Origin of the sequence: uncultured Phycicoccus sp. (assembly GCF_947495705.1) — a bacterium.
Taxonomy (GTDB): Bacteria; Actinomycetota; Actinomycetes; order Actinomycetales; family Dermatophilaceae; genus Phycicoccus.
On sequence record NZ_CANLZR010000003.1, the window covers coordinates 168911 to 191748 of the forward strand.

The following is a 22838-nucleotide window of genomic DNA, read 5'->3' on the forward strand; positions in this document are numbered from 1 at the left end:
AGGGAGCAGCGCCGGCGTGGGTGTGGGCAGGATCGAAGGAGGTTGAAGATTGCCGAGCTACGAGTGCCTCGCGGTGATTGGTCGTCAGAAGAGCGCCGGCGCGCTGCGCGCCCCGGTGTAGAGCGCGACCCCCACGAGCATCACGGCGAACGTGCCGGACAGGTGGCGGGCGTCCACCCGGCTCGCGACCCGGCCGCCGACGAGGCTGGCGGCCAGGGCCGCCACCGTGAACCCGGCGATGAGGCGCCAGTCGAGGTCGCCAGCGCCCGCGGAGACCCGGCTCGCGAGGGCGGTGGCGCTGTTGACGGCGATGACGAGCAGCGAGGTGCCCACCGCCACCGGCATGGGGAACGCCAGCGCGAGCACGAGGGCGGGAACGACGACGAACCCGCCGCCGACCCCGAAGAACCCGGTGAACAGGCCGGCGACGCTGGCGGTGACGACGAGCTTGACCACCCGGGGGCAGGCGCAGCGCAGCGGCCGCAGGCTCAGCATGGGCTCGGCGGTCGGGTCCGCGTCGGGGGCGGAGCCGGGTCGCAGGGCCTTGCGCAGCATCAGCGTCGCGACGACGAGCATGAGGCCGGCGAAGGCGGTGAGCAGGACCTGCTGGGGCACCCGCGCCGCGAGGAGGGACCCGAGGATCGCTCCGCCCGCGCCGAGGCCACCGAAGAGCAGGCCCTGGCCCGCCCGGACCCGACCGGCGCGGGCGTGCTGGATCACCGCGCCCAGCGAGGTGAGCCCCACGATGACGAGCGAGGTCGTCGTCGCGGTCCGCGGGTCCTGCCCGAGCGCGTAGACGAGAGCGGGGACGGTGAGGACCGACCCGCCCCCGCCCAGCGCGCCGAGCGAGAGACCGATGAGCAGGCCGAGCGGGATCGCCAGGATCGGCACGTGCTGCTCTCGCCCGGCTCAGCGACGGCTGAGAACGCGGTCCAGGAAGGACGCCCCTTGCGGCTCGTCGCCGTGGCCCGGGCAGCGCTGGGGCTGCGGGACCCCGGCCATGACCTGGTCGACGTGCTGGCCGCAGCCGGCCCAGGTGGTCTTGCCGCAGATGGAGCAGTTGGCGGGTCGGCACATGATGGATCTCCTCGAGAGGTTGGGGGGTGGCGCAGAAGTACAGGGAAGGACGGACGGACGGTCAGGCGGCGGCGACCATCGGCAGCCCGGTCTCGCCGGCCTTCTCGAACTCGTCGTCGATGGCGACGACCCGGCGGCCGCGGGCGGCCAGAACGGAGGCCGCGATCGAGGCGCGGTAGCCGCTGGCGCAGTGGACCCACACCTCGCCGTCCGGCACCTCGTCGATCCGGTCGAGCAACTCGTGCAGGGGGATCGCGACGGCACCCTCGATGTGCCCGTCGCCGACCTCGGAGTCCCGGCGGACGTCGAGGACGGTGACCGGGCGGTGGTGCCGGACCTCCGCGAGGTCGGCGAAGACCGCCCGCGGGAAGGTGCCGAGCGGGGCGTCGGTCCACTCGCTCGGGTCGCCGGTGGCGGCGCCCTCGAGCCGGTCGATGCCGATCCGCACCAGCTCACGCTGGGCCTCGGCGACCTGCTCCGGGGTGTCGCCCAGCAGCGTGAGCGGGGTGCCCCACGGGATGAGCCAGCCGAGGTACGTGGCGAACTGCCCGTCGACGCCGATGTTGAGGGTGCCGGTGACATGGCCCGCGGCGAACGCGGTGCGGTTGCGCAGGTCGACGACCCACTCGCCGGCGGCGATACGCGCCGCGACGGTGTCCTTGTCGGCCGACTCCGGCGTCGACAGCTCGGGGGCGTCGGGGCCGGCGCTGTTCATCGGGCCCATGTGCACGTAGTAGGCGGGGTAGTCGTCGAGCCCGGCGAGGGTGTCGGCGACCCAGCGGTCCTCGTCCTCGGTGAGGACGGGGTTCTCGCGGCGCTCGGTGCCGATCGTCGAGGACGTGGAGTTCCCGGAGGAGCCGGACGAGCAGAAGGAGCCGAACCCGTGCGTGGGCAGCACGTCGGCGTCGTCGGGGAGGGTGTCGGCCAGCCGGTGCGCGGAGGCGAACTGGTGGTGGACGAGGTCGTCGGTGTGCTCGGGGCCGAGCAGGTCCGGCCGGCCGGTCGCGCCGAACAACAGCGACCCGCCGGTGAAGACGGCGACCGTCTCGGCCGCTGCGGTCTCGAGGGCGTACGACAGGTGGGTGTAGGTGTGTCCCGGGGTGGCGATGGCGCGGACCTTGAGGTCGGCGGACACCTCCACGACGTCACCGTCGCTCACGGGCGTGCGGTCGAAGGAGACCTCGTCCGCCGCGTTGACGTGGTACGCCGCGCCGGTCGCCTCGGCGAGGGCCAGGCCGCCGGTGACGTAGTCGTTGTGGATGTGGGTCTCGAAGACGTGCGTGATGGTGACGCCGGCCTCCGCGGCGAGGTCGAGGACCCGGTCGATGTCGCGCTGCGGGTCGACGACGAGGGCGACCGAGCCGTCGTGCGCGAGGTACGAGCGGTCGCCCAGCGTGGGGGTCTCCACGGGGAGGATGACAGGGGTGGTGCCGTTGCTCATGGCGGGGACCTTCCTGGTGGCTGTCGGTGAGTCCATGGTGGCGCGGTCGGGTGGGTGCCGGCGTGGACGTTGCGCACCACTTTAGTACCCCCGGGGGTATTGTTCCAAACCGAGCGGGAGGGCGCCGCCTCCAAGGTCGCAGGTGGCTCCGGGCCTGGGCCACCGTTCCGCGCGGCACAATCCGATGCGACCACCAGTGAAGGGAGCACGCCATGGGCTACGCCATGACCACCACCCTCGACACCCCGTTCGACCGGGCCGTCGAGGACGTCCGTTCCGCCCTCGGGGACCAGGGCTTCGGGGTCCTCACCGAGATCGACCTCGCCGGGACGCTCAAGGAGAAGATCGACGCGGACATCGCCCCCCAGGTGATCCTCGGGGCGTGCCGGCCGCCCCTGGCCCACGCCGCCGTTCAGGCGGAGCCGTCGATCGGCCTGCTGCTCCCGTGCAACGTCGTCGTCCGGTCCCTCGAGGACGGGCGGACCGCCGTCGAGGCGATGGACCCCCGCGTCATGGTCACGGTCACCGGCAACGAGGCCCTCGGGGAGGTGGCCGCCGACGCGCACGCGCGACTCGACGCGGCGCTGGCCGCCCTCGGCGGAACCGCCGGGAACTGAGGCCTCGCCACCCCCGGAGTGACGGCTAGCGTGGCGGGATGGTCGACCGGGAGCCCGTGCGCGTCGTCGGCGACGACGAGCTCGTCGCCGCCGACCCGACCGAGGGGATGCTGCGGCGGCGGGCGTTCGAGGTGCCGGGTCTGTGGGCTGGGCAGGTCGTCACCGCGCCCGGCTCGGTGTCCGGGTGGCACCACCACGACTCCAACACGAGCATGCTCTACGTCGTCCGCGGCGTGCTGCGCCTCGAGTGCGAAGGGGTCGACGGGTGGCTCGACGCACCGGCCGGCAGCTACGTCCATGTGCCGGCGTTCACCGTGCACCGCGAGTCCAACCCCGGGCAGGAGCCGTCGCTCGCCGTCATCGCGCGCTCGGGCATCGGGATCCCCACGGTCAACGTCGACGCGGCGCCACCGCCGCACCGCTGATGCCCTCCGTCTCGGTGCGCCGACGGGGCGCGGCCAGGGTCGCCGCGTGAGCGCCGACCAGGCCGCCGCGGCCCCCGACGAGCCGCGGGTCTCGACCCCCGACAACTCACTCGCGGCCGCGGTCCGGGGCCTCGAGGACGCCGCCGCCCCCGTCGTCGACGTCACCCGGCAGGCCGTCGAGACGGTGCGCCACCAGTCCGAGGCTGTGGCCGAGGTGGCCCATCAGGTCGCCGACGCCACGATCGAGGCGGCCGAGGTCGCCGAGACCCACGCCGCGGTCAGCACCGGGGCCCGCGTCGGCTTCTTCCTCGACGGGCTCCTCCATGCGGCGATGGGATGGGCCGGGCTCCAGATCGTGTGGATGGGCCGCAGCAGCAGCACCGCGGACGAGTCCGGCGCGTTGACCGGGATCGCGTCCTCGCTCGGCGGCCGGGCGGTGCTCTGGGTCGGCTTCCTCGGGTTCGCGGTCGTCGCTCTGTGGAACCTGTCGCGGGGGCTCACCGGGCGACACTGCCGGACCGGCCGCAAGCGGCTCGAGCACGCGGCCGACGGCCTCACCTACGTCACGGTGGCCTGGTCGGCCGCTGCCTTCGCCGTCGGCACGGGGCAGACGAGCCGGGAGTCGACGATGGGGATCACGCGCACCCTGCTCGCCCTGCCCGCCGGGGTGCTGCTCGTCGTCGGCACCGGTGTGGCCGTCGCCGGGGTGGGGGCCTTCAGCGTCTGGTCGGGCCTGTCGCGGGACTTCCTCCTCGACCTCGCCCAGCGGCCCGGGCGTCTCGTCGTCGCGGTCGGGATCCTGGGCTTCGTCGCCCGCGGGGTCGTGTACGGGCTCGTCGGCGTGCTCTTCTTCGTCGCGGCCTGGACCCACGACGTGGACGAGTCGACCGGGATCGACGGGGCGCTGCGCTTCCTGCAGGGCGTGCCGGGTGGCGAAGCGGCGCTCGCCCTCCTGTCGGCGGGACTGGTCGCGTTCGGGGTCTACCTCATGACGCGCGCCCGCCACCTGCGCGCCTGAGTGTGATCCGAGAGGTCAGGCCGGTGGGGGGATCTCGCCGGATCCCCGGGTGACCAGGGTCGGCTCGATGACCACCTGCCGCGGGGTCTGGGTGTCGCCCCCGATCCGGCCGAAGACCATCTCGGCCGCCGTCCGTCCGATCCGGCCGACGTCCTGGCGGATGACGGTGAGTGGCGGGTCGAGCAGGTCGGCGAGGGGGAAGTCGTCGAAGCCCACCAGGGCGACAGTGCGGCGCAACCCCCGCTCTGCCAGTGCCGCGACCGCCCCGGCGGCGAGGATGTTGCGCCCGGCGAAAATCGCCGTCGGCGGGTCCGCCAGGTCCAGGAGTGCCAGGACGGCGGCTGCCGCCTCGTCCGCGGTCGAGAGGTCGGTGACGACGAGCCCGGGGTCGGGGGTGAGGCCCAGGGCCTCGTGGGCAGCCCGGTACCCGGCGAGCCGGTCCTGGACCGTCGAGATCCGGGCGAGGTGGAACAGGCCGGCCACGCGCCGGTGCCCCTGCTCGAGCAGGTGCGCCGCCGCGAGCCGCGCGCCGAGAGCATGGTCGACCATGACCGAGTCGGCGACGATCCCGCGGGGCGGACGGTCGACGAAGACGACGGGAGGCCCGCTGCGCAACTCGGTCACGAGGTAGTCCTGGCGCTCGCTCGCCGGCATGATGACGAGGCCGTCGACCCGCCGGCTGACGAGGTCGTGGACGAGCTCCCGCTCGCGCTCGATGCCCTCGTCCAGACTGGCGGCGAGGACGGCGGTCCGGTGGGGGCGGGCGCCGTCCTCGAGCGCGCGGAGCAGGCCGGCGGAGTAGGAGTTCGACAGGTCCTGGACCAACGCTCCGAGCAGCCCCGTGCGGGCCACGGTGCGACGCAGGTTGCTCGCGGCGAGGTTGGGCCGGTAGTCGAGCCGCAGCACCGCGGCCGCCACCCGGTCCCGGACGTCCGCGGACACGCCGCTCTCCCCGTTGACCACCCGGGACACCGTCTTGAGGCTGACCCCGGCCAAGGCGGCGACGTCCCGCATGGTGGCGCGCGAGGGGCCGTCTGACAACGATGTCACGTTCACGTCTCGATGTGTATCGGATGTCTTGACCACATCGCAAGCAAACGATAGACATCGTCACGACAACGTTGTCAGGCGGATGTCCCCAGGGGGCGCGCGCCGGGAACTCGAAGGAGTCACGCACCATGAACCTGAGTCACATCACGGCAGTCCCGGCAGCCCGCCGGCTCGTCGCCTCCGCCGGCATCGTCGGCCTCGCGCTCACCGCCGCCGCCTGCGGCTCCGACGACGGCGGCGGCACCGGTGGCGACGCGGGTGGCGAGGAGACCATCGGCATCGCCCTCATCACGAAGGACTCCTCGAACCCGTTCTTCGTCGCCATGCAGAAGGGCGCCCAGGAGGACGCGGCCAAGAACAACGTCGACCTCACCATCGCCTCGGGCAAGCAGGAGGGTGACGACGCGGGCCAGATCGCGGCCATCGAGCAGGCCATCGTCCGCGGCGACAAGGGCATCCTCATCACCCCGATGTCCACGGGCGTCAACGACGCCATGACCAAGGCCCGCGACGCCGGCCTCTACGTCATCGCCCTCGACACCCCGCCGGACCCGCCGGACACCGTCGACATCACCTTCGCCACCGACAACCGCCTCGCGGGCAAGCTCATCGGCCAGTGGGCCGCGGGCCAGCTGGACGGGGAGAAGGCGACCATCGCCCTGCTCGACCTCTTCAACGACAAGATCGTCTCGGTCGACTACGACCGGGACCAGGGCTTCCTCGAGGGCATGGGCATCGACGTCGCGGACCCCAAGCGGAACGGGGACGAGGCGAAGACCGGCTCCTACTCCGGCGGCGACTACGAGATCGTCTGCAACGAGCCGAGCAACGGTGCCGAGGACGGCGGCCGGACGGCGATGGAGACCTGCCTGACCAAGAGCGACGGCATCAACGTCGTCTACACGATCAACGAGCCCGCCGCGGTCGGCGCCTCGGCGGCCCTCAAGACCGCCGGCATCACCGACGCGATCATCGTCTCGGTCGACGGCGGCTGCGCCGGTGTGGCGTCGGTCAAGGACGGCACGATCGGAGCCACCAGCCAGCAGTACCCGCTGAAGATGGCGACCCTCGGGATGGAGGCGATCGCCGAGATCGCCCGCGGCGGTGAGAAGCCGCAGACCACCGAGGGCCTGGACTTCTTCAACACCGGGGTGGCGCTGGTCACCGACAAGCCGGTCGACGGCGTCGAGTCGATCGACACCGACGAGGCATCGCAGATCTGCTGGGGCTGACCTGATGTCGTCGTCCACATCAGCTGCTGCCGCCGAGTTCGCTCGGCGGCAGCACAGCCCGCTCCAGCGGGTCCAGCACCTCCTCCACGGTTACCCGTGGCTCAGCCCGCTGGTGCTGCTCGTTCTCACGACGATCGTCTTCACGATCCTCAACCCGAGGTACATCTCGCCCAACGCCCAGTCACTGCTGCTCCAGCAGGTGGCGGTCATCGCGTGTCTCGCGATCGGGCAGACCCTCGTCATCCTCACCGCCGGCATCGACCTGTCGGTCGGGGCGGTCGCCATCCTCGCGATGATGGTCATGGCCACGCTGGCCGCCGAGAACGGCGTGCCCGGCCTGCTCGCGATCGTCATCGGGGTCACCCTGGCGGTGGGGGCCGGGCTGCTCAACGGCTTCCTCGTCACCCGGGTCAACCTCCCACCGTTCATCGTGACGCTGGGGACGCTGTCGATCTTCACGGCCATCGCCCTGCTCTACTCGGGTGGGTCGAGCATCCAGAACAACCGGCTCCCGGACATCATGAACGTCACGGGCAGGACGTTCTCGATCGGTGGGTTCCGGCTCACCATCGGGGTCGTCATCGTCCTGGCCCTCTACGCGATCGTCGGGTTCGCCCTCTCGCAGACCGCCTGGGGACGGCACGTCTTCGCGGTCGGTGACGACCCGGAGTCGGCCCGGCTCTCGGGTGTCGCCAGCAAGCGGGTCCTGCTGTCGGTCTACACGGTGGCGGGCCTCATCTACGGCCTCGCCGCCTGGATCCAGATCGGCCGCGCCGGGGCAGCGACGCCCAACGGCATCCCCGACGCCAACCTCGACAGCATCACCGCGGTCGTCATCGGCGGCACCTCGCTCTTCGGTGGCCGCGGCGGCCTGATCGGCAGCCTCCTCGGCGCCATCATCGTCGGCGCGTTCACGCTCGGGCTCTCTCTCGCGGGCGTCGACCAGCAGTGGCGGCTCCTCGCCATCGGTGTCCTCGTCATCGTCGCGGTCTCGGTCGACCAGTGGATCCGGAGGGTCAAGGCATGAGCACCATCGAGCGGCTTCCGCTGACCGTCGACCACATCCGGGACGACAAGCAGCACATCTACGAGGCCGAGCCGGTGCTGTCGGCGCGCAAGCTCGTCATCACCTTCGGGCGGGTCATCGGGCTCGACGGCGTCGACGTCGACCTGTACCAGGGCGAGGTCCTGGCGGTCATCGGGGACAACGGTGCCGGCAAGTCGACCCTGATCAAGTGCCTGACCGGGGCGTACGTCCCGGACTCCGGCCAGATCTACGTCGACGGCTCCCCGGTGCACCTGCGCCGGCCCCAGGACGCCCGTGAGGTCGGCATCGAGACCGTCTACCAGCAGCTGGCGGTCATCCCGGCACTCGACATCGCGAGCAACCTGTACCTCGCCCGCGAGGAGCGTCGTCCGGGCCCGCTCGGCTCGGTGCTGCGGATGCTCGACAAGAAGGGGATGAAGGAGCGCGCCGGTGGCGCCGTCCAGAACCTCGGCATCCAGACCATCCAGAACATGGGTCAGGCCGTCGAGACCCTCTCGGGTGGCCAGCGGCAGGCCGTCGCCGTCGCGCGGGCTGCCGCATTCGGGTCCAAGGTCGTCATCCTCGACGAGCCGACCGCGGCCCTGGGCGTCAAGGAGTCTGCCGCCGTCCTCGGGATGATCAAGCAGCTCCGCGACAGCGGCCTGGCGGTCATCCTCATCAGTCACAACATGCCGCACGTGTGGGAGGTCGCCGACCGGATCCACATCCAGCGGCTCGGCGGCTGCGCCGGTGTCATCACCCCGCAGTCGCACGACATGGGCGAGGGCGTCGCCATCATGACCGGCGCCACGACGCTGGAGCCCACCCCCTGAGAACGCGGGCCGCCGCACCCGCCGGACGACCGGGTGCGGCGGCCCGTTCCACCGCCCGCCGGGTGGGCGTCGGGGCGCGGTCGCAGACCGTGTGTCCGTTCCCCGAAACCGTCCCGCCGCACATCCGGCCCGCTCGCTGAGGGTCTGCTAGGTTCGCTGGCGGTTGCAGCAACAGCAGTACCTCGAACGGTCGAAACACCACGCGCCACAGGGGGCTGGAGTCGCATCCACGGCCGGCGCGAGGTGCGCCGGGCGAGCGCTACAGATGCAAAGGAAGTTGTCCCCATATGGCACAGGGCACCGTGAAGTGGTTCAACGCCGAGAAGGGCTTCGGGTTCATCGCCCAGGATGATGGCGGCCCCGACGTGTTCGTTCACTACTCCGCCATCGACGTCCAGGGCTACCGGTCCCTCGACGAGGCACAGCGGGTCGAGTTCGAGGTCACCCAGGGTCCGAAGGGCCCGCAGGCCGACCAGGTCCGCCCCATCTGACCCGGTCCACCGAGTCTCACGACGACCCCCGCCCGGCCTGCCGGGCGGGGGTCGTCCGCGTCCCACCCGTCCCGGCATTCCGGGGTCACCCCGGAAAGTCAGCGCAGCAGGGGGTGCGAGGTCGTGCTGCGCTGACGATGTCGTGCGTCGGCCCTGCAGACCTGCCCGGCCGGCCCACGAGCAGCGTCCGGGCGCCCGTCGTCCGGCGACGTCAGTACGACGACGTGACGACCAGGGTGGGCGCTGTCGCCCCTCCGGCCTCCCTGCTGGCGTAGGCGACGGCGGTGCTCCCGGTCTGGGTCAGGACGAAGGTCACCGACCCGTTGCCGGTGACGGCCACGGTGACCGGCACCTCGACCCAGCCGCCCTGCGTCGTGGGTGGCGCCGTCGCGACCGTCCCGCCGAAGGCCGGCGCGTTGGCGTAGGTGATCGTGCCCTCGTCCCAAGCGCCGGAGGACGTGCGGACGTCGAAGCCGCTGGTGTTCTTCGCGTTCGCGGAGATCCGCAGCACCGCCGAGGTGACGGTCGGGTAGAGGCCGCTCGGGGTGAACCGCAGGTACGAGTTGACCACCGGGTCGCCGTCCAGCCGCAGGGTCGTCGCGGTGCCGTACTTGGACGACGGCGAGCCCGCGTTGACGTACGCGTCGGCGGCGACGGCGAACGAGAGGGTCGCGGGCGGCGGCACCTGCGTGCGGGCGGTCACCGGGGCCGACCGGTCCGACCGGTTGCCCGCACCGTCGACCGCGTCGACGGCGTAGCCGTGGCTCGCGCCGGTGGTGAGGCCGGTGTCGGTCCACGACGTCTGGGTGGCCGCGAGGTTCGCGACCGTCGCGCCGTCGCGGTAGACCCGGTAGCCCGCGACCCCGCGCTCGTCGGTGGACGCCGTCCACGACACGGCGATGGAGGTGAGGCTCGCCCCGGCGGCCGACACGGCGGACGGGACGGTCGGCGGGGTGACGTCGACGGCCCACGTCCGCGCGGTGGCCGGGGGCGAGAGGGCGGAGTAGTTGGCGGCGGTGTCGACGGCCCGGACCTGGTACGAGTACGACGTGTCGGGGGTGCGTCCCGAGTCCAGCCAGGCGTCGGTGGACCCGCTGACGAGACCGACCGACGCCCCGTCCCGGAAGATCTCGTACCCGCTCACGCCGTTGTCGTCGGTGGACAGGGTCCACCCGAGCGCCACCGTGGTCTCCCCGGTCGCCGTGGCCTGGACCGACCCGGGCACCGTGGGCGGCGTCGTGTCGCTGGTGTCGGCGGGGATCGTCACCGACCCGGTCACCGGTTCCGAGACGTTGCCGGCGGCGTCGCTCGCAGTCAGGGCGTAGATGTAGGTCTCACCCGGCGCCACCGTGTCGTCGTCCCACGCCTCGGCGCCCGGCCCGAGCTGGGCCACGGTGCTGCCGTTGCGCTGGAGCCGGTAACCGGTGACGCCGACGTTGTCGGTCGAGGCGCCCCACCGCACGCCGACCGACGTGGGGCCGGTGAGGACGACGTCGAAGGGGTCGGGCAGCTCGGGTGGGGTCTCGTCCGGTGGCCGGACCGACGCCGTCGCGGACGTCGCCGAGCGGTTGTCGGAGGGGTCGACCGCGTCGACGGCGTAGACGTAGGTGCGCTGCGCGTTGACGTTGGTGTCGACGTACGTCGTCCCCGGGACGCTGTCGACGGCCACGCCGTCCCGGTACACGGTGTAGGAGGCCACGGAGTCGGCGTCGGTCGAGGCGTTCCACGACAGCTCGACCCGGTTCTGGCTCGGCGCCGTGGCGGTCAGGCCGGTGGGGGTCGTCGGTGGCGTCGTGTCCGGCGGCGGGACGCTGTCGACGACGAGGGTCGGCGCGGTGCTGCCGCTCTCGCGGCTGTCCACGGTGAACGCGGTCGTCTGCGTCGTCCGGAGCTGGAAGGCGTACGTGCCGTTGCCGGGGACGGCCGGGGTGACGTCGATGTCGACCCACGTCCCGGCGCTGAACGAGGTCACCGAGCCGGCGACCGCTCCCGGGGTCGGGGCGTTGGTCGCCGTCATCGTGAGCTCGGACCAGGAGGGCGACACCGTCCGGGCCGTGAAGGCCGTCCCCTTCTGGTTCGCCCACACCCGCAGGGTCGCCTTCGTCACCGTCGAGTGTGACCCCGTCACGGCGAACTTGACGTAGGACTGCATGAGCGGGTCACCGTCGTGCCGGAGCGTCGTGCTGCGGCCGTAGTTCTTCGTCGGGGACTGTTCGGAGGTGTAGGTGTCCTCGCTGGCGGTGACCGTCAGCGTCACCGGCTGGGGTGCCGGTGTCGTGACGGACGCGGTCGACGACGGCTCCGACTCGTTGCCCGCCGCGTCCAGGGCCGTCACGGTGAAGTCGTAGCGGGTCGACGCCTTGAGGGACTTGGCCTGGTAGGTCCGGGCGCCGACGGGCAGCGTCGCGACGACGACGCCGTCCCTGCGGACCCGGTACTGCGCCACCCCACGGTTGTCGTCGGCGGCGGTCCACGCGAGATCGGCGGTGAACGAGGCTCCGAGCGGCGCGCCCAGCGCGGCGGTGAGGCCCGCGGGGGCGGTCGGGGCGGTGGTGTCGGGGGACAGCGCAGGGCACCCGAGGAAGCCCGAGGCCAGGGTCTTCCCGGTGCCGCCGTTCGGGGTGCGGTAGGTGTAGTCGATGCGCTCCGGGTACACCTCGAGCCGCAGGGCGCCGTAGGCCTGGGCGGACTCCACGACCCGGGCGTCGGTGCTCTGCACGCCCTGGCTGGAGTGACCACCGGCACCCGCGACCATCTGGACCACGCCCTGGGGGTCCGGCTGCTGGTCGGCGCCGAGCGGCATCCAGTGCTGGTACTGGTGGTCGTGCCCGTTGAGGACCAGGGTCACGTCGTGCTGCCGGAGCAGGCTCCAGATGGCGGACATCCGCTGGGAGGGGGCCTCGCTCCCGACGGTGTTGAGCGGGTGGTGGTACATGACGACGGTGCACGGGTTCGCGCGGGTGGCGAGGTCGTTCGCCAGCCACTGGTACTGCGACGAGCCTGCCGCCGTCTGGCCGTACTGCGTCGTCGAGTCCAGCGCGATGAAGTGCCAGCCGCCCGCGTCGAAGCTGTAGTAGTGCGGGATGTCGTTCCAGTAGCGGAAATACCCGTCGGCGACGTACTGCCCCTGCACCTTGTTGTACTCGTGGTTGCCGACCACCGGGGCGGTGATGTCGCGGAACCGGCCGAACCACGTCGAGGGGCCGCCGTACCAGTTCTTGAACTCGGTGATCGTCCCGTCCTCATAGACGTCGCCGAGGTAGGTGAACAGCTGGGGACTCCAGGACGCCATCATGTCGGTCACGTCGGTCGCCGCCTGCTCACCGCCGGCCCCGTCGCCGACCGCCGCGAACACGACGGGCTCGGTCTTCGTGGCCACCGGTGCTGTCGGAGGCGTCCATGACCCCGTGGGGCCGGGCTGCGTCGTCACGCCGTTCGACAGGGTGATGGTCGCCGACACCGGGGTGGACGTCGTCCCGTCGCGGAAGACGGCGGTGGCGACGATCTCCGCGGGCCCGTCGACGTAGTCGGCGGTGTCGAGGTCGAACCGGTACGGCGCCTCGTAGTCGGTGATGAGGTACTCGTCGCGCATCGAGTACTCGACCTTCGCGACGCGGGGGCCCGCGGTGCTGACGTCGACCGTCGTCGACACCTGCACGGTGCCCGAGGCGGTGCTCGTGCTGGCGACCGCGAGACACGTGGACGCGCCCCACCCGCCACCGTTGGTGGTGGCGCACGCACTGACGGCCGCTCCGCTGGGTGGGGCCGCGGCGAGCGCGGCGACCAGAGTCGAGACGACTGCAACTGCGACGGTCCACCGGCGCCTACCCACCATGTTCACGCTGGCGCTCCTGTCCCGCCTCCGGGGCGGACCTCGATCCGGCGATCCGACGAGTCGTCCGGGCGGACTGCGTCGTGCGCGGAAGGCTCGCCGAGGAGCGTGGCGCACCCCTGCGGCCCGAACACAACGTAGGGGCCGCGCCGTTGCCGCGGCTATAGCCCGACTGAGGCATTCCCGACTCGGCGACGTTGCGTTAGGTTCGGCGACTGTCATCGTCGGACGGACGGGAATACAGGGCTCCTGCGTCGGCGATGGCGGTACAGGACAGGGGTGTCCACCATGCAGGGACTGTTGACGTGCCATGGGCCGGAGTCGGCGAGCCGACTGCCGAGACCAGCGACGAGCCGAGGCCCGGGGGGTCTCCGATGACGGCAATCGACGCACCACGCAACGAGATCGGGATCCGACACGACAACGAGCCGGCGGACCAGGTCCGCGTGCGGACGCCGGCGACGGTCATCGTGCCGACGCGCAACGAGGAGGGGAACGTCCGCGAGCTGCTCCGCCGTCTCGTGCCCGTGCTTCCGGCCGGCAGCGAGGTCATCTTCGTCGACGACAGCGACGACGACACGGTCGCTGTGATCGAGGAGGCAGCGGCCGATCGTGCTCTGCCGGTTCGGGTTCACCACCGCGAGCCGGGCCAGCGCGGTGACGGGCTCGGCGGCGCGGTCGCCGCGGGGCTCGCCAAGGCGACATGCGACTGGTGCGTCGTCATGGACGCCGACCTCCAGCACCCGCCCGAGCTCGTCCCGGTGCTCGTCGCCGAGGGGCAGGCGACCGAGAGCCAGCTCGTGGTCGCGAGCCGCTACGGCGGGGCCGGGGACGCGGACACCTTCAGTGCGGGCCGGGCGGCGCTGTCGACCTGGGCGACCCGGCTGACCAAGGCGTTCTTCCCTCGCCGCCTGGCGGCGGTGCACGACCCGATGTCCGGCTTCTTCGCCGTTCGGCGCGACGCGGTCGACGTGACCTCGCTGCGCCCGAACGGCTTCAAGATCCTCCTCGAGATCGCGGTGCGCTGCGGCCCGTTGCGGACCATCGAGGTGCCGTTCCACTTCGGCCGGCGCTTCGCCGGCGAGAGCAAGGCCAACCTCGCCGAGTGCGCGCGCCTCGTGAGCTCGCTGTCGCGGCTGTGGTTCGCCGCGCGGAGCACCCGGCCGGCCGGGCGGATGCTCGGGTTCGGTCTCGTGGGCCTGAGCGGCCTGCTCGTCAACACCGTCGCGCTGTGGTTCGTCGCGCAGGTCGTCGGGCTGCACTACGCCCCGGGCGTGGTCCTGGCGACGGTGGCGTCGACGGTCTGGAACTGGGCGCTGCTCGAGCGGCTCGTCTACCCCTCCGGCGCACGCCGGGCGAGGATGGCGCGGCTGGGTGCGTTCGCGGGCCTCAACGTGCTGGCGCTGTTCCTGCGCGTCCCCCTGATCGCGTTGCTCGTGGAGTCCCTCGCGGTCAACTACCTCGTCGCGAACGCCGCCACCATCGTGCTCATCTTCGCGCTGCGGTTCGTCCTCAGTGACAGCGTCATCTTCCGGGGTACGACGACGGCCGCGACGGCGCCCGAGGCGCCATCCACGGCCGCGCCCGTCGCGGACACCACTGTCGCGGCCGCGGCGGCACCCGTCGCGGCGCCCGTTGCGGCACCCGCTGCCGTGGTCCCGACCCCGGTCGCGGCGACCGTCGCGCCCACCCTGGACGAGGTCGCTCCCGAGGAGCCGGCGGTGGTCGCCACCGCGACCAACGCCCCCGGCAACGACGGCTACCTGCCACACCGGTACGTCGTTCCCGGCGTGGCGACGATCGGCTCCGAGGTCCCGCTGCCCGAGCTGCAGTGGTTCCTCACGCCGTTCCGGACCCGCGGCCCGTTCGACATCGAGATCCGCGTCGGCCGGATCGGCCACCTCCACGGCCACGTCCAGTTCGTCGCCGAGGACGCGTCACGCCGCTACGAGGAGCACCTCGGCGCGTTCGGGGCGAACTTCCACATCGAGATGGGCGATCGGATCCGAATCACGGTCGGGCCGCTGCTCGAGCACTCGCCGCACGTGCTGTACACCAACGTCGTCGAGGCCCTGCTGCGCTTCCTCGCCGTCACCCACAAGCGGGTGCTGCTGCACTCCGCCTGTGTCCGCCTGGGCAACACCGGGATCATGCTGTCGGCGCGGACGGACACCGGGAAGACCGGGACGATCCTGCGGCTCATCCGCGAGGAGGGCGCGACGTTCCTCTCGGACGACATGACGATCATCTCGCCCAAGGGACGAGCCCACTGCTTCCCCAAGCCGCTGACGATCAGCCATCACACGCTGCTCGCGGTGGACTCCCACGGTCTGTCGAAGCGGGAGTGGCGGTGGCTGCGGCTGCAGAGTCGGCTCCACTCCAAGGAGGGCCGCCAGTTCGGGATGCGGCTCGCTGCGATGAACCTCCCGATCATGACGGTGAACGCGATGACCCAGGCCGTCGTGCCGCCACCGAAGTACGACGTGGACCGTCTCGTGCCATGCGACGTGGCCCGGCGCGTGGACGTGTCGGACCTGTTCATCATCGAGCGGGGACTCAACGAGATCGCCGATGTCTCCACCGGGGACGCGCTCCCCGAGCTCATCGACAACACCGACGACGCGTACGGGTTCCCGCCATTCGCGACGTTGGCTCCGACGCTGGTGGTGGGCGGCATGGACTATGCCCAGCTCCGCCGGCGTGAGGAGGAGCTGCTGGCGAAGGCGTTGCGCCACATCCGAGTCCGTCGGGTCGTCCGCGACGACTTCGGCTGGCCCGCAGCGATCAGGTCGCTGGTGGCCGAGGACTCCATCCGTGCTGCGGACGGCGAGGGGGCGGGCCGACGCGCGCGGCGTGGGCTCCGTCGAGGAAAGGTCCATGCGCCAGTCGCTGCATCCTGAGACGCCCGTGGTGGCGGGCGGCAGAGGTCGTCTGCCCGCCTCACGGTCCGCGGTCGGAGCCCGGTGGGTCTTTCCCGCCGGGCTTTCGGCCATGCTCGTCGGCGCGGCATGGGTGCGGATGTCGGGGCTGTCCGGTGCCGGCCTCTCGAGCGACGAGGCGGTGTACATCGGCCAGGGTGTCGCGGTGGCGGGGGACCCGTCCTGGTCGGCCGTGCGAGCCCACCCTCCGCTGCTCGGGGTCATCGTCGAGGTGGTCACCGGCGGCGGCGCCGGTGACCTCGGCGCGCGCTCCCTGAGCGTCGCGTTCGGGCTCGCCGCGGTCGTCGTCGCGGCGCTGCTCGCCCGTGAGCTCGGCGGGGTCACCGCCGGGCTCACCGCCGGGGCCGTGGTGGCGCTCATGCCGTACCACCGCGACGTCACCCGACTCGCCCTCGTCGAGGTCCCGATGGCGACCGTCGCGGGGCTGGGCCTCCTCCTCGTCGTTCGCGGGGCGCGGACGGGGCGGCCACGGCTGCTCGCCGCGGCGGGCGCCACGTTCGGCGTCGCGACGCTCTTCAAGGAGACCGCGCTCCTGACGGTGCTGGCCGTCGTGCTGGCGCTCCTCGTCGGTGACCCGCGCGTGCCGGCCCGCGTGGCACTGCGGGCCGGGGCCTGGTTCGCGGGTGTCGCGGCGCTCTACCCCGCGTGGCTCGCGGCGACCGGCGGCCTGGCCCGGGCGGCCGACTATCTCTTCTGGCAGACGGGGCGTCGCGGCACCGACCCGGTGCCGTTCTACCTCGACCTCGTCGCGCCGCGCGTCGGGTGGGCCGTGCTGGCCGCCGCCTGCGTGGGCGCCGTCGTCGCCGGGCGGGCCCGGCTGCCGGGCGTGACCGCCGTCGTGCTCGCCGTCGTCGTCCCGCTGGGGTTCTACCTCGTGTGGCCGGTGCACGGCTACCCCTACCTGCTCGTCGTCGTCGTGCCCCTCTCGGCGCTCGTGGGGGTGGCGGTCGCGGCCCTCGCCGACCGGCTGCGGCAGGGTCGGCTGCTGCGCCTCGCCCCGTGGGTCCTCGCTGTCGCGGTGGCGCTCGCCGGCCCGGCCGCCGCGAGCCCCCAGCCGCCGGACGTCGCCGGAGCGAGCGGCGTCGCCGGCCTGCGGGAGGCCTCCTCCTGGCTCCGCGCGGCCGACGCCCGGACGGTCGTCACCGCGGCGCCGTGGGTGGCCAACATCGTGCGGCACTACACCCCCGAGGCCACCGTGACGAGCCTCGCGCGTGAGCTCGACCTCGATGCCGTCAACCCGGCGTACCGGGGCGGCCCACCAGCGCTGCCCGGTGGTCGCGTGCACGTCGTGTGGGACGCCTGGTCGGCAGCCTCCGACCCCATGGGGACCGCGGCGCTGCTGGCCGAGGCGCGGGGCCGGGGCGCCCGGGTCGCACACGTCGAGCTGGCCGAGCCCGGGTCAAGACCGCGGATCCTCCTCGTCGTCCTGGCGGTCGACCCGTGACCCGCACAGCAGCCAGGACTATGCTGCCGAGCCTCCGAGGTTCGGCCGACGGAGGGAGGGACCTCGTGGTCATCGCGATGATCCGCGCCCTCCTCGTCGTGCTGGCCGTGGCCCTCGGCCCGCTGGCCGGCACCGCCCCGGCGGTGGGCGCACCGGCCGAGGCCCCGCCGCCTGCGGGCGTCGAAGCCCCGTCCCCCGACGCGGTCCCCATCTGGGCCTACTACTACATCTGGTTCGACCCGTCGTCGTGGGACCGAGCCAAGTCAGACACCCCGCTGCTGGGCACGTACAGCTCCGACGAGCGCACCGTGATGCGCCGCCACGTCGAGCTCGCGCAGTCTGCCGGGATCGACGGCTTCCTCGTGTCGTGGAAGGACATGGCGACCCTCAGTGAGCGCCTCGAGCGGCTCGCCGGGGTGGCGCGCGAGGCGAACTTCCGGCTGGGGATCGTCTACCAGGGCCTCGACTTCGCCCGGCGCCCCATCGAGACGCGCCAGGCCTGTGCGGATCTCGAGACGTTCGCGACGACATGGTCCGCCGACCCGGTCTTCCATCTCCTGGGAGACCGTCCCGTCGTCGTGTGGACGGGCACGGACCAGTTCCCGACCGCGGACATCGAGCAGTGCGTCGCCCCCGTCCGCGGCCGCCTCCAGGTCTTGGCGTCCTCGCGGAGCGTCGAGGAGTGGGACCGCGTGTCGACGGTGCTCGAGGGGAGCGCCTACTACTGGTCCTCGGTCGACCCGCGCAAGGAGTGGTACCCCCGCAAGCTCGCCGAGATGGGGAACGCGGTCCACGCGGACGGGGGGCTCTGGGTGGCGCCCGCGGCCCCGGGGTTCGACGCCCGGCTCATCGGGGGCAAGACCGTCGTTCCACGCGAGGGTGACCGGACTCTCACCACTGAGCTCGAGGCGGCCGTGGCAACGTCCCCGGACGCCATCGGCCTCATCTCGTGGAACGAGTTCAGCGAGAACTCGCACGTCGAGCCCAGCGAGCGCTACGGCATGTCCGCGCTGCGGACGCTGGCGTCCTTCACCGGCAGCGGGGCGACCCTCCCGGTGCTCGACTCGAGCGCCCCTCCGCCCCGGCCCACGGCCTCCGGGGTCAACGGGGTGGCCGCGCTGCTCATCATGGGGACCATCCTCGGCGGACTCCTCGTGTGGACACGATGGCGGCGCGAGCCACTCACCCCCGACGGCGGGACGCCGTGATGACGCCGGAAGCCCGCACCGCCGTGCTGCGCCGGTACCTTCCCCCCGGAGTCGCGGACCGGCGGGCGCGCCTCCCGGTGGCGTTCACGGCGGCCCGGGTCCGGGCGGTCCGCCCGGCCGCCGAGGCGTTGGCTCGCCGGGTCCTGCCGCTGACGGGCATCCTCGTGCTCGCTCTGGCTCTGCGCGTCTGGCGCCTCGACGCCGTCGGCTTCAACAGCGACGAGGCCGTCTACGCGGGGCAGGCGGCGAGCATCACGGGTGACCCCGAGTCGCTGCCGTTCTTCCCGGTCTTCCGGGCCCACCCGCTGTTGTTCCACACAACCGTCTCGGTCGTCTTCGAGGTCTTCGGGGTGAGCGACCTCGCGGCCCGTCTCACCTCGGTCGCGTTCGGGGTGGGTGGCGTCGTCGTCGCCTACCTCATCGGGAAGGAGCTCTACGGCCGCACCACCGGGCTGCTCGGCGCGTTGCTCGTCGCGGTGATGCCGTACTGGGTCATCGTGAGCCGCCAGGTACTCCTCGACGGGCCGCAGTCCTTCCTCGCGGGGCTGTCGATCTGGGCGCTCGCGCGTTTCGTCAACCGACGGAGCACGGGCTGGCTGTTCACGTCCGCGGTGTTCCTCGGCCTGTCCGTGCTCGCGAAGGAGACCTCGATCATCCTCGGCGGGTCCGTGTTCGCCTTCTTCGCCCTGTCCCCCGGCCTCCGGCTCGGCGCGCGGCGCCTTGCCGGAGCCTGCCTCGTCTTCGTCGCGGTCGTCGCTGCGTACCCTCTCTCGTTGCGCCTGGCCGGCGCGGCGAGCACCGGCGGCGCGTTCATCACCTACCAGCTGTTCCGGCGGCCGAACCACGGCTTGGAGTTCTACCCCCTCGTCGTGCCGCCGGCCCTCGGGGTCGGCGTCGTCGTCGCGGCACTGGCCCTCGCCGTCCTCACCTGGCGGCGCGCCACGTGGCGCGAGACGCTGCTCTGGTGCTGGGTGGTCGTGCCCGTCGCCTTCTTCGAGCTGTTCCCGGTCAAGGGCTACCAGTACCTGCTCCCCGCAGCCGTCCCGATCGCCGTCCTCGCCGCCCGCGCCCTGCTCACCTGGCCGCGATGGTGGGCAGACCGGCGCGGGCCGGTCCACCGGGGCGTCCCGCGGCTCGTCGTCCTCGCCGTGCTGCTCGGCTCGCTGGCCCCGACCGTCGGCGCGCTCACGGGGACCGAGCGCGACACCGCCCTCGCAGGCACCGGCGGCCTGCCCGGTGGGCGGGAGCTCGGTGCCTGGATCCAGGAGAACGTGCCTGAGGGGGTGACGATGATGACCATCGGGCCGTCGATGGCCAACATCATCAAGTGGTACGGGGGGCGCCAGTCGCTCGGCCTGTCGGTCAGCCCGAACCCGCTCTACCGCAACCCCGTCTACGACCCGATCCCCAACCCCGACCTCGCGATCCGCCGCAACCAGGTCCAGTACGTCGTGTGGGACAGCTTCTCGGCGGACCGGTCCTCGTTCTTCTCGGACTCGGTCATGCGCTACGTCGAGCGGTACAACGGGCGCGAGGTGCACCGGCAGGAGATCGAGAGGACCGACGACTCGGGCGAACCGACCCGGGTGCCGGTCATCATCGTGTACGAGGTCCGGCCGTGAGCGCCCGACGGCACCGCATCGCCGCCGTCGTCGCAGCCGTGGTGGTGGCCGGCGCCGCGCCGGTGTTCGTCGGTGTCGCGGCGCCCGGGGTCGCCCCATCGGCCGAAGCCACACCCGCGGTCGTTGCGGCGCCCGCACCGGACCTCGGTCTCGAACCGGTGGCGGCACCGCCCGGAGGCGTTCCGACGGCCGAGGACACACCGACGGCCCAGGACACACCGACGGCCGAGGACACACCGACGGCGACGCCGATCAAGCACTTCCTCTACCTCATGCAGGAGAACCACAGCTTCGACAACTACTTCGGTACCTACCCGGGAGCCGACGGGTTCCCCCCGGGGACCTGTGTTCCGGTGCAGCTCGATGATCCCTCGGGGGACTGCGTCGAACCGTTCTGGATCGGCGACCGCGCGATCAGCGACCTCGGCCACACCGAGAAGGTCTTCCGCGCCCAGCTCAACGAGGGAGCCAACGACGGCTTCATCGACGCCTTCGCCGAGGAGGGCGACCCTACGGAACAGGCGATGGGGTACTACGACGACCGGGACCTTCCGTACTACTGGAACGTCGCCGACGAGTACGTGCTCTTCGACCGCTTCTTCACGTCGGCCGGGGGTGGCAGCGTGTGGAACCACATGTACTGGGTCGCCGGTGTCCCGGGGAACCCCGAGGCCGACAGCATCCCCGCGGACGGCTTCGGCGACATCCCGACGATCTTCGACCGCCTCGAGGAGGCCGGGGTGTCGTGGAAGTTCTACGTCCAGAACTACGACCCGTCGGTCACCTACCGCACCTACCGGACGGTCGACGACGCGAACAAGGGTGCTCAGGTGGTCTGGGTCCCGCTGCTGGCCTACGCCCGCTACCTCGACGACCCCGAACTGTTCGCCAAGATCGTCCCGCTCCAGCAGTACTACCGCGACCTCGCGGCCGGCACCCTGCCCTCGGTCGCCTACATCGTTCCGTCGGGTGCCAGCGAGCATCCGCCGGGCAGCATCGCGGCCGGGGAGCGGTTCGTGCGCACCCTGCACACGGCGCTGATGCGCAGCTCCGCGTGGGACAGCTCGGCGTTCCTGTGGACCTACGACGACTGGGGCGGGTGGTACGACCACGTCGTGCCGCCCCAGGTCGACGAGTTCGGCTTCGGCTACCGCGCGCCGACGCTGCTGATCAGTCCGTACGCCAAGCGGGGTCACATCGAGAGCGCCACCCTCGACTTCACCTCCGGCCTGAAGTTCATCGAGAACAACTGGGGCGTGGAGCCGTTGGCCGCCCGAGACGCGGCAGCGAACGACATCACCGGGGCGTTCGACTTCGACGCGCCTCCGCGACCCGCGCAGCTGTTGCCCGACACCCGCGAAACCCCGCCGGAGTACCCCTCCCCGCAACGGGTCATCTACCTCGCGTACGGTGCGGCGCTGCTGGTCCCACCGCTGCTCGCGGGTGCCGTCGCGATCCCGCTCCGTTGGAGGCGGCGTGCCACGATGTGAGCCCGGTCGCCTCGGGGTGCAGCCCCGCCGACGCCTCGCCGCGGCCTTGGCCGCCGCCGCGGTCCTGACGTTGGCCGGCGCGCTGGCCCCGGTGGCGACCGCCGCGGCGTGCCCGGAGGACCGTCCGGAGGTCGACGTCGCCGTCGAGACCGTCCCGGTGATTCCCGGCGCCCGGCTCGTGATCGGGGGGAAGGACGTGGTGACCGACGGGGCCGGGCGGGCGAGCGTGCGAACGTGCCGCCTGACGACGGCCCGCGACATCGAGGGGCCGACGGACCCGGTCCAGCTGCCGGGTGCCCGCCGCGCCGTGTTCGACCGCGTCTTCCTCACCTCGCGGGGGGCGAGGGTCTCGGTGGCGTTCGAGATGGAAAGCGAGGTCTCGTTCGCGTTCGCGGGGCTGCCGAGCCGGCAGATCGAACGGTTCACGCTGCGCTCGAGCACCGGTGACGTCATCAGCCGCACCTCGCTCGACCCCGTCTACCTCCGCAGCATCCGGGTCCTCAGGGGCCCCGACGGGCTCGAGGAACGGCGGATCTACTACTCCGTGGACTCGGTCGAGGTCGCCGGGTCCAGCGTGGTCAACAGGTCCCAGGTGAAGTTCTACCCGGCCGACCGGGCGGTCGTTCGCGTCCCCCTCCTCGCCTTCGAGGTCCGGGTCGAGGTGGTCGACCGGCTCTTCCGATGGCCGACCGGGTCCTCGGTGCGGCTGGTCCGCGAAGGTGAGCTCGACCTCGAGCTGCCCCTCGGGGAGCGTGGGGCGCTGTTCACCGAGGTGCCCCGCGGCACCTACGACGTCGTGGCCGACGCGCCCGGCCTGCGGATCGACCGCCGTCTCATCCTCTCCCGCGACCAGGTGGTCGTCATGCCGGTGCTCACCTGGCTCGACCTCGCCGTGCTGATCGGGGTCCCGCTGCTCATCGCGGTCGGACTGATCCTGGCGCCGCGCCCGCTGCTGCGTCGCCGGATCGTGCGGGTCCTGCGCCGGGGTGCCGGGTTCCTCCGAGGTCTCGTCGCGTTCCGGAGGCGACGGCCGGTACCGCGGCACAGCGGCAGTCCGTAGAGTTCGACCGTCGTGCGCCCGTGCACGTCACC

The 22838-nt window shown here is 72.3% G+C and carries 18 protein-coding genes; 13 read left to right on the plus strand and 5 right to left on the minus strand.

Annotated elements, in window-relative coordinates:
- Positions 1-84 precede the first annotated feature (84 nt).
- The 3 genes from Q0963_RS06000 to Q0963_RS06010 all read right to left on the minus strand — a co-directional run bounded on the left by Q0963_RS06000 (position 85) and on the right by Q0963_RS06010 (position 2518).
- Positions 85-891, minus strand: a complete 807-nt coding sequence (locus Q0963_RS06000; protein ID WP_299444119.1) for a sulfite exporter TauE/SafE family protein — start codon at positions 889-891, stop codon at positions 85-87.
- An 18-nt stretch (positions 892-909) separates the two neighbouring features.
- The gene (locus tag Q0963_RS06005) at positions 910-1077 is read right to left on the minus strand and encodes a hypothetical protein (protein WP_299444122.1); all 168 of its coding nucleotides are present in this window, start codon (positions 1075-1077) and stop codon (positions 910-912) included.
- Between the two features lie 61 nt (positions 1078-1138).
- A complete protein-coding gene (locus tag Q0963_RS06010; protein WP_299444125.1) occupies positions 1139-2518 on the minus strand; it encodes an MBL fold metallo-hydrolase in 1380 nt (459 codons plus the stop codon).
- 224 nt (positions 2519-2742) lie between these two features.
- Between Q0963_RS06010 and Q0963_RS06015 the strand changes: the two genes are divergently transcribed.
- Genes Q0963_RS06015 through Q0963_RS06025 form a run of 3 tightly spaced genes read left to right on the plus strand, consistent with a single transcriptional unit; the run spans position 2743 to position 4578 of the window.
- A complete protein-coding gene (locus Q0963_RS06015) occupies positions 2743-3135 on the plus strand; it encodes a DUF302 domain-containing protein (RefSeq protein ID WP_367180034.1) in 393 nt (130 codons plus the stop codon).
- 38 nt (positions 3136-3173) lie between these two features.
- Complete coding sequence (locus Q0963_RS06020) at positions 3174-3560, plus strand: cupin domain-containing protein (RefSeq protein WP_299444131.1); 387 nt, start codon at positions 3174-3176, stop codon at positions 3558-3560.
- A gap of 46 nt (positions 3561-3606) precedes the next feature.
- The gene (locus tag Q0963_RS06025) at positions 3607-4578 is read left to right on the plus strand and encodes a DUF1206 domain-containing protein (RefSeq protein WP_299444134.1); all 972 of its coding nucleotides are present in this window, start codon (positions 3607-3609) and stop codon (positions 4576-4578) included.
- 15 nt (positions 4579-4593) lie between these two features.
- Here the strand turns inward: Q0963_RS06025 and Q0963_RS06030 are convergent, their stop codons facing one another.
- Positions 4594-5628, minus strand: coding sequence for a LacI family DNA-binding transcriptional regulator (locus Q0963_RS06030; protein WP_299444137.1), 1035 nt, complete (start codon positions 5626-5628; stop codon positions 4594-4596).
- Between the two features lie 128 nt (positions 5629-5756).
- On the opposite strand from Q0963_RS06030, the gene Q0963_RS06035 reads away from it, so the two are divergent.
- The 4 genes from Q0963_RS06035 (at position 5757) to Q0963_RS06050 (ending at position 9211) form a co-directional block, all read left to right on the plus strand.
- Positions 5757-6860, plus strand: coding sequence for a substrate-binding domain-containing protein (locus tag Q0963_RS06035; RefSeq protein ID WP_299444140.1), 1104 nt, complete (start codon positions 5757-5759; stop codon positions 6858-6860).
- Positions 6861-6864: 4 nt separating this feature from the next.
- Positions 6865-7887, plus strand: a complete 1023-nt coding sequence (locus Q0963_RS06040; RefSeq protein WP_299444143.1) for an ABC transporter permease — start codon at positions 6865-6867, stop codon at positions 7885-7887.
- Positions 7884-8720 (plus strand): ATP-binding cassette domain-containing protein, encoded by an 837-nt coding sequence (locus Q0963_RS06045; RefSeq protein ID WP_299444146.1) that lies wholly within the window; start codon positions 7884-7886, stop codon positions 8718-8720. The genes Q0963_RS06040 and Q0963_RS06045 overlap by 4 nt, the downstream gene beginning before the upstream one ends.
- A gap of 287 nt (positions 8721-9007) precedes the next feature.
- Positions 9008-9211, plus strand: a complete 204-nt coding sequence (locus tag Q0963_RS06050) for a cold-shock protein (protein WP_299444149.1) — start codon at positions 9008-9010, stop codon at positions 9209-9211.
- A gap of 211 nt (positions 9212-9422) precedes the next feature.
- Here Q0963_RS06050 and Q0963_RS06055 read toward each other — a convergent pair whose 3' ends face one another.
- Positions 9423-13046: a DNRLRE domain-containing protein gene (locus tag Q0963_RS06055; RefSeq protein ID WP_299444635.1), complete on the minus strand. Its 3624-nt coding sequence runs from the start codon at positions 13044-13046 to the stop codon at positions 9423-9425.
- Positions 13047-13417: 371 nt separating this feature from the next.
- Between Q0963_RS06055 and Q0963_RS06060 the strand changes: the two genes are divergently transcribed.
- The 6 genes from Q0963_RS06060 to Q0963_RS06085 all read left to right on the plus strand — a co-directional run bounded on the left by Q0963_RS06060 (position 13418) and on the right by Q0963_RS06085 (position 22806).
- Positions 13418-15943: a glycosyltransferase gene (locus Q0963_RS06060; RefSeq protein WP_299444152.1), complete on the plus strand. Its 2526-nt coding sequence runs from the start codon at positions 13418-13420 to the stop codon at positions 15941-15943.
- Positions 15944-16034: 91 nt separating this feature from the next.
- On the plus strand, positions 16035-17426 hold the full coding sequence (locus Q0963_RS06065) for a glycosyltransferase family 39 protein (protein WP_299444155.1): 1392 nt from the start codon (positions 16035-16037) through the stop codon (positions 17424-17426).
- 65 nt (positions 17427-17491) lie between these two features.
- Positions 17492-18634 (plus strand): endo-1,3-alpha-glucanase family glycosylhydrolase, encoded by a 1143-nt coding sequence (locus Q0963_RS06070; RefSeq protein ID WP_299444158.1) that lies wholly within the window; start codon positions 17492-17494, stop codon positions 18632-18634.
- Positions 18634-20256, plus strand: coding sequence for a glycosyltransferase family 39 protein (locus Q0963_RS06075; protein WP_299444161.1), 1623 nt, complete (start codon positions 18634-18636; stop codon positions 20254-20256). Before Q0963_RS06070 ends, Q0963_RS06075 begins: the two co-directional genes overlap by 1 nt.
- Entirely contained in the window at positions 20253-21746 is a 1494-nt protein-coding gene (locus Q0963_RS06080) for a phospholipase C (protein WP_299444164.1), read from the plus strand. The genes Q0963_RS06075 and Q0963_RS06080 overlap by 4 nt, the downstream gene beginning before the upstream one ends.
- A 16-nt stretch (positions 21747-21762) precedes the next feature.
- Positions 21763-22806 carry a hypothetical protein gene (locus Q0963_RS06085; protein ID WP_299444167.1) on the plus strand — a complete coding sequence of 348 codons (1044 nt, stop codon included), beginning with the start codon at positions 21763-21765 and terminating at the stop codon, positions 22804-22806.
- Positions 22807-22838 lie beyond the last annotated feature (32 nt).